Source organism: Terribacillus aidingensis, assembly GCF_900215625.1.
Classification (GTDB): Bacteria; Bacillota; Bacilli; order Bacillales; family Amphibacillaceae; genus Terribacillus; species Terribacillus aidingensis.
Genome location: NZ_OBEK01000002.1, coordinates 285,645 through 294,221, shown reverse-complemented (window position 1 = coordinate 294,221; position 8,577 = coordinate 285,645). Strand labels below are relative to the sequence as shown.

At 34.2% G+C, this 8,577-nt stretch carries 5 protein-coding genes; all 5 read right to left on the bottom strand.

Annotated features, from left to right (window positions below):
• The coding region (locus CRO17_RS06820) for an RNA-directed DNA polymerase (RefSeq protein ID WP_143596012.1) at positions 1-1,715 on the bottom strand (1,715 nt) is incomplete at its 3' end.
• Between the two features lie 199 nt (positions 1,716-1,914).
• Positions 1,915-4,050, bottom strand: a complete 2,136-nt coding sequence (locus CRO17_RS06815; RefSeq protein ID WP_097040627.1) for a DEAD/DEAH box helicase — start codon at positions 4,048-4,050, stop codon at positions 1,915-1,917.
• A gap of 10 nt (positions 4,051-4,060) precedes the next feature.
• Complete coding sequence (locus CRO17_RS06810; protein WP_097040625.1) at positions 4,061-5,374, bottom strand: ATP-binding protein; 1,314 nt, start codon at positions 5,372-5,374, stop codon at positions 4,061-4,063.
• Between the two features lie 6 nt (positions 5,375-5,380).
• Positions 5,381-7,060, bottom strand: coding sequence for a TerB N-terminal domain-containing protein (locus CRO17_RS06805; RefSeq protein ID WP_097040622.1), 1,680 nt, complete (start codon positions 7,058-7,060; stop codon positions 5,381-5,383).
• A 655-nt stretch (positions 7,061-7,715) separates the two neighbouring features.
• A complete protein-coding gene (locus tag CRO17_RS06800) occupies positions 7,716-8,201 on the bottom strand; it encodes an RNA polymerase sigma factor (protein ID WP_097040620.1) in 486 nt (161 codons plus the stop codon).
• Positions 8,202-8,577 lie beyond the last annotated feature (376 nt).

Sequence of the window (8,577 nt, the reverse complement as noted above, 5' to 3'; positions counted from 1 at the left end):
GTTTTTATCTTATTAATTTCATTCACCAACTCAATATTTAATTCCTCTAGATCACCTTCCATTGAAAAAGAGTATTCTTCAATTACTTTTGACATAATTTCCTCTGCCTCTAAGGTTTTCATATTGGTTTTATAGTGTTTAAGACATAAAGAAATGATTGACCTTTTTACTTCCTTTAACACTCTAGAGTATGTGGGGTCAACAAATGATACGTTGTTATTCAAAAGCTGTTCAAAAAACTTGTCACCTTTAAAATGTTGGTTATTTTTGTCCTTACCTAACCAACCATGAAAACAGCATTCATAATAGAAGAGCCAATTACTATCATAAAGACTCTCTTCTGTAAGAAGAGTTTCATAATATGAAAAGTCTAAATCCCCCTTTAAGAGGTTCTTTGAATTTAATATCATAACCAGTATATTTATTATTGCATTATCATTCTTTAACAATAGTTTACTTACATCTTCATCTATAGAAATATCCAACTTTGCGGCAAAACTTAGAGCCCATGATACCTCAAAGTCATTTCTCAACTCCACATTATCCCTTATAAGAACATTAATAAAGCTTTTTATCCTTTCGTTGTTTAAAGGATATCCCCTATATTTATACCCTTCAATAGTTTCAAATACTGTAGGTATAATTGAGGAATCTACAAGGATAGATTGCAATAGTAACGATTCAAATATATCCCAATTCTCTCTATATATCACAACACCTCTCAAAACTTTTACTGCATAGTTTAAAATCCCCTTTTCATTTAATTGAATTTTATATCTATAAGCTGTACTAAAGAATTCTTTTATATCAATATGCTGCAGATAAATTGATTTTCTTTTATCCTTTTTATCTCTCCTAAATTCATACTTTTTAAAGTAATATAACCACTCAGATTCCAGAACTTGCGGTATTTTAATTACTTTAGTCTTTGAATTATTTAAATCTAGTCCATATTTTTTTAGGGTTTTATTTAAAATATTCAGGGCCCTTTCAGCTTCTTCTGATGAGCTAAAGTAATATTCCATGTCATCTGTATATCTATAACCTACTAAACCGTCGCCATATTCTCTTTGAAATTCATCATCAATTGTTGAACCGACTATTTCTTGTATTATTAGTGATACAACTGGACCAATAGGAATTCCAACAGTTTGTCCATCCTGTAAATTCCTTACCAATCTATCAATCACATTACCAAAGTACCCATCATCTCTAGGGTTTGCTTTTGCAATCTCTTTAGTATGTAGTGCCCACGGAATAGAGTGAGTATAAATACTTGGATAATATCTTGTAATATCAGCTTGTAAAATATACCTTTTTAATACAAGATTATGTACCCTTCTATTAATCATTTCAGACATCTTATATTTTGGTTTTATACTACCTTCAGAAATTTGTGGAGTGGTTAAAGAAAATTGTGATTTTGAAAAGTGTGACTCTAAATTTACCCAATTATCTTCAATTAATCTCGCTAACAATATGTAATGAAGGGGGTGTGGAACCGATAGAATTCTTCTAAAGTTTTCTGTTTTTGGTATTGAATAATCTATTAGTTTACACCATTTGTTTAAGCCATCTTTTGATAGTTTTGATTTTGTTAATTCAAGTTTATCTATATTCTGACTTAAAGTAGTAGATTTAAATTCCCCTGGAATTTGATCCGCAAAATATCCAGATGATATTATCTTTTTTGCAATTTCCTTTTCTTCTGACATGTTATCACTTCCATTTTTAGTTCTATTTTAAATCCGTTGGTATATGCTTTTCTAATTCTTCCTTAATTTCTATCAAACGCTTAAAACTTATCATCTTAGTATCTTTTATTTTTTATATACCTAATCTGCCGACCGTTCCTTTGGCGTCAATGTGGGATTAGTCATCTATCCACTTTTCAGTTCAAACTAATTATCAACTTCATAATCCAATTAACTTCCACTGATATTGATGTAAATACTCTATCGTACCCTTTAAATCTAACTCATGTTTAATATGCAACTCATCCTTAAGCTCTTGCGGAATAAATTCAGCATATTTGGAATGGAAATCTTCTTTTTTCTTCTTTTCCTCAAGAAGATCCTTTTCATCCCAAGTAAAATTCTTCAGATCATTATAGAGCTTAGTTAGGCTGCCATCGTATTCAAATTTTATTCTTCCTAACAGGTCTTTTCCCTTTGGATTAGCACCTGCAATTTTAAGCATCCAAAATATTGTTGTTGCTATTTGAGTAGAAGAAAATGTTTCTAGAAAATAAGTGTTACCTTTTTCTTTCCACATAACTCTATCGGTCGTATCTATTCCATATAGATGATACGGTCTTCTCAATTCCGCTAAAGCTGCTCTTGCTTTCCCGTCGCAATATTCAAAGTTGTCATCAGAACAGAGGATTTCCATCATTTTTTTCCCAATTTTTTTATGAATTTTTCCTCCGTCCCCTAAATATTTAGGAGGTTTGCCATTAACTGCTTTGTTTACGTATGCTTTATTCCTTTCAGTATCTAAGAAGATTATGGTCCATAATCGTCCGGATAAAATTACGTTGTCTCCTTCGAAAATAAATGGAGTTTTGTCAATTCTACCTATTTTTCTTGTACCTTCAACTACTTCGTACTCTTCATTAGTCAAAAATACAGAATAAAACTCCTTACTTCGCAGTATTCTTTCCCCTTCAAGTCCGACAATGATTTCTCCTTTTCCGCTCAGCTTCTCAAGAATATCATTTTGAATCATATGGTGTATTAAGAGTTCTGCTTTACTTAAATTTAGGGAATGAAAAATATCGTTATTTTCAATAAGCTCCAGTAATTTTTTTAATGTTACTCCATTTTTTTCTGCGCAAATGGAAATGACCTGGTGAAACAAAATATTGTAGGGAACTGCATAACCTTCAGCAGGCTCTATCCATTTGTCTAAGACTAATTCCATAACTGCAAGAGACTGCAGCAGGCTATCTTTCCCGGTACCGTAAAGTTGCAGCATCTGTTCCGCATCTCTTTCCCTGCCAGATCGGCCTAGCCTTTGTTTGAGTGATGATACAGTATATGTACTGTCTAACTGGACGACTAAATCCACATTCCCTATATCTATTCCTAATTCTAAAGAGCTTGTAGCTACCACACTTTTGGGCTCTTTAGTTTCGGACATTATTTTTTCTACGTATTCCCGTTCTTTCTTGTCTATTGATGAATGATGGGGGTAGTAGGTTTCCCCTGCTCCGTTTTTTTTGGCCAACCGATTAAGAAATACAGTTGTTTCCTCAACACTGCCTCTACTGTTGCAGAAAATAATTGATTTTTGTTCTTTTGTAAGATCTCTCATGTCTTCAAATAGCTCAACAGGTTTATTATTATCTTCTTCTGTTTCAAAGTACATAAGACTGTAGAGCAGCTGTTTATCGGATGACTTATCTTCAATAATACTGACATTCTCAGGGTGTTTTAGATTTATCCATTCTTTTACAACTTTAAAGTTGCCAATTGTAGCCGATAATCCTATAATCCTTGGCCTGACTTTGGTAAACTCCTCAATACGTGATAGTAATGACCTTAGTTGTACACCCCTTTCTTTATCTATAAAAGAGTGGATCTCGTCTATAACTACAAACTCTAATTCTTTGAAAAGTGTTGGCAGGACTCCAGGTTTATTGATAAATAAACTTTCTATAGATTCAGGAGTAATCTGAAGTATACCTGTTGGATTTTTAATAAATTTTTGTTTTTTACTTTGCGAAACGTCACCATGCCAACGATGAATTTCTATATTCATGTATTCACACAGCTGGTTGATCCGTTCAAACTGATTGTTAATGAGGGCTTTTAATGGTGAGATATACATAACTTTCAGCGCCTGGTCGGCAATATCTTCTACACCTGTTAAAATAGGCAAAAATGCTGCTTCCGTTTTACCGGAAGCAGTACCAGCTGATAACACAATATCGTTGTTGGTTTGTAAAATAGCGGGAATCGCTTTTTCTTGAATAACAGTAAAATTTGACCATTTCATATCCCAGATTTTCTTTTGAAGGAATTTAGATAACAGTTCAAATGAACTCATATGGATAGCCCTACCCTTCAGTCCGAGAAAAACGGGATTGAATGCTGGAAGCTTTCGTTTCGGATTGTTCCACCATACCAAATATTTGTTCACGATTATATCCAGGGTTTTGGTGTAATATATTTAAAGCACCCAAGAAACCGCGTATTATATCCCCCACTGTTAGATTTTCAACAGCTCCTGGACGATTGTATTCTGCCACGATATACCGTTTAATCTCATCATCTGTTATAGACGCCTCATAGTCATTATGGGTAGCATGTATATCCCGAAGCCGCTGTAGCAATAGAAAAGTTTCATCTGTTTTTAACCGTGTCAGTTTAATAACAGGCTGAGATAGATCCCGAAACTCAGTTGTTTCAAATTTATTCGTTTCAAGCCTTCGTTTTAGAGCACCATAGCTAAATAATCCGCGGCGCTCATCTTCTAAGAACTCAACAGTTCCTCCAAAAGTTATATATAAGCCTTCAATGTTACCTTGAAGTGTATCATTGAAGATCTTTAATATAGTTTCGTAGTTCTTCTCTCTCGTTTGAGGATGGGTAATTTTATAAAGGTTAATTGCTTCATCTAAATTGATTACCAGTCCAGAATAACCAATTTGTTTAACAAATTGAGAAAAAATTTTAATATAGTTATACCAGTTATTGTCGTCTATAATATCGCGTACACCCAAGTCGGTTTTTGCTTCTGTTCTTGTGCCATACTCACCACGTAGCCAGCGAAGAGCTCTTCGTTGTAAGTCCTGGTTATCTTTTACGAAACCCCGGAAATATTGAATAAGAATCCGAGCAAAATCAAATCCGCCTGTTAGTTCGTCCATTTTAGAAATGACATTCGTAATTTCCTGTTCGACCTGAGTAACAAATAATGGATTATCAAATTCCAAACTTGTAAGGTTCTTTTCATGCATAACTCTCATTTGCACTTCAGTTATCCACTTATCTAAGATACCCGACAAAGCATTGCCTTCAGGCTGGGTAGACGTAGATAAATTCTTCATCAGCTCACTGTATAACGCTACTGCTTTATTTTCAGTTCCATACAAGCGGCGTTCAGGTGTGAAATCAGCGGAGGTTACAACAAACTTCTCATTAAAGGCTAATTGCTTAATAAATCCTTGAATGAAACTTTTCCCGCTCCCGAAAGGCCCAATAAAAATTTTAATGATTGAAGTACCCTTTTTAACATGATCCAGGTCAGACATTATTTGCTTAGCTTCATCTGTTCGCCCAACCATAATATGTTGAATGCCTCTGTTGGGGACTACGCCTCCACTTAATGAGTTGAGGATCGCAGATGAATCACGTTTTTTCATCTTCATTTCAAGTTACCTCTCCTTTAACAAGTTGACTACTATTTCAAACTCTTCATAAATAGATAAAAATTCTCCGTCCTCTTCCAAAAAATTATCTTCCAGCGAATCCTGAGCCTTTTCATTTATTGAGCTTAAGACAACACCGAGCATTAGGCCCTTTGCTTTAAGGAATAAGGCCGCTTCACTGCTAGAGCAATTCATATCCTTAAATTGCTGAAGAAAAGCTTTCTCTGTATCTGTTAATGAATCTAAGAAATCTTCTATCTGTTCGCTATCTATATCATCTTCTGACCTAGAGAAAAACTTATTTAATCCCTGATCTTCTTCTTCTTTCTCTGGTTCTCCAAGATCAACCTCAACTGAAGTTTCACTGAGTTCTTCTTCCGGTTCTAAAGATCTTCTTGCGACTTCATCCACCAGGAGATCTGTTTCTTCTGTCAGTTGCCGTATTCTTTCATCGTTAAATTCAATAACCACTTTAGGTGTGAGATCCGGTTTTGGAGGAATAGCACTTCCTGTTTCCTCTACTACTTTTGTTTTTACTGTCTTAAAGCGGCCTCTCTCCTTAGGTCGGGATAAAAACTCAATCATTTGATTTTTCAGTTCTGAAGGAAATATTCCCTCGTCCAACTGAAGCTGCCGTTTCTCATGATTTAATAAGCGGGTTACATTTTCTGATAATCTAAAAAACGCACTCACTTCCTTGAACAATTGTTCTGTTGGATAAATATTATTACTAGTAAATTCTATAAAATTATTTTCTGTCCGAATAGAAACCATCCCTGAGAAAAGCCAGCGTTGTTCCTTCTCTTCATTTTGTTTAAAATAAACATCAATTAATTTATTGTTGTTGTGCTTCAAATGACTCGTTTCTAATAAAGGAAGACATTCTTTAAACGTTTTATAAATCTTATTTTTATTTTTCTCAAAAAACTTAGATGGACGATGCTGTGTTAAATAACTCTTCCAATAAGTGATGGAAATGCGGGATAAGCTGTCTTGCTTTTCATTTAACTGTCTATATAACGGAGGAATTTGAGGGAGATTTGGACTCCATTTTTCAGCTAAGCTGTATTCCCCCAACTCGTACAGCATATCTCCGATTAATGAAATATACCGCTCAATACGATGTTGACCTTTATAAGCTTTATATAAACGGTATATCATACTTAGGTTAAAAGCGGCATTAGAATTGAAAGAATAATTGATCAGCTCATATACAAATACATAAATATAACTCAAGTCCGTTTCCGGGTAGTGCCCATTTATCACTTGCTCCCTCCAGTAAAAATACCAGTTCTTTTGCTCCTTATTCATATCAGAGAACGTGGAGTAGAAAGCTTGAAAGTGAGGCATCTCACATCTGGAGTGTGTCCTATTTTTATATCTGAATGAATCTCTTATAAAGTTACTATCTCTTACACCATATGAAACCGTAAAAGTCATGCCGTTTCTGTTTTCAGATTTCGGCTGCTTTACTGCATCAGCAACCATATTTAAGATTTTAGCTGTAGTTTTTATGTGTCTAAATTCATCAATGTATACATTGGCTTCATTATATAACAACTGATGATTAATCTGATTTTGTTTAGGATCAGGATTAGCAAAGTGAGTTGTTTTCATAACCTCGACTGCTCTATCAATTTTTGTATTATTTTTTTCCTCTCGGTTAAACAGCTTCTTAAAAAACACAGAACTCACCCTTTTGTTTCGATATTTCAATAGTCTAATCCTATTTTACTAGAATGTGTTTAAATTTGGAAACTTTTATTCCATTTTCGGGATATTGTTAAAGATACGGGTAGACATTACAAAGACCAAAACAACCTTAAGAAATCTATTTAATAATAATATCGCCACGATTTCACTTGGATACAGAGGCGGAAGATGGGTAAATTCCTATGGAGCTTGTAAGTAATGAACTAGATTAAGAATATAATGGAGAAAAGGGCAGTTAATTGAATGTTTTTTGCATAAAAAAATGCTGCTTATACTAAATTGGATGAATGGTATTTTCTCATCAACTATTATTTGTTCAGATATTTCTCGACAAAATCAGTTTAATGACAGCACTCCAGGTTATTACAATTATTTTTAACAATGAAAAGACCTCATTTACTTATGGTACGGTTCCCTTATCACAAGTAGTTGCCCATAAAAGCGTACATTTATGATTGTTTATATTATGTTGATATCAAAGCAACGAGCCCTTTCCTTTTATAGGAGAGGGCTCATATTAATATGATTTTAATTTCTGCTATCTGATCTATGAATTACCGATATCCAGTTCGGTAGCAATCTCTTTCAAGCCTTGGTTCAATTGCTTTCTTTTCATAAGCGGAAGGCTTCAGCCCGCCCGAACATTGCCTTCCGTTAATCCCATTAACTTGGAGATTTCCTGATATGATAAGTTATAGAAAACCTTATATTTAAAAACCTGCTTGCCGGACTCATTTAATACTGTTAACAAAGCATCAATTTGGTTTTCAAATATTAAACGCTGCTCCCATTCCCCTATATTTTCATTTGCAGTTTCTACAAATTCATTTTGATATTCTTCGAGAAGCACACCATGCCGTTTGTTTTTTCTGTAGCTATCAATTGCTTTGTTCTTTGCAATTTTTAATATGTAGCGCTTAACCTCGCAATCATCCAGACTGTGAAGTTTTTCTATATTGTTATAAAGTGTAATAAATGTTTCCTGGACAGTGTCTTCAGACTGCTGAATATTATTCAGTATAGAATAAGCTGCTGAATAAACTTTTTGCTCATACAACTCGTATAGTTCTTCCATCTTTTTATAATCTTGTTTAACTTGCTTTTTTTTCTTCATCTTATCCCCCTCTCACTCTATATAGCGAACGTGTCTAAGCATTTGTGACACATTATTAATACTTTTAGATTCTCGTACAGGATAATGCTCAAATTCAATAAAAGAAAATGCTTAGAAACATTAGTAGATCAGTTTTTCACATAAAAAAGCGTGAGAGCTCATACATTGAGGCGTCCCTGTGCAAGCCCTGAGGCATAAAAGGATTGAGAATACCATTACATATTTCAAAAGGCAAGCTGCACGAAGGAAGCATGCAGGACATACACGGATAAAATCAAAAATTATGGACTTAATTTAGGTAAGTATTAACCTGTATAAGGAGAGAGTCAACTGCTTGGCATCTCCGGTAATTAAAGAAGGATACTAAACAACGCTA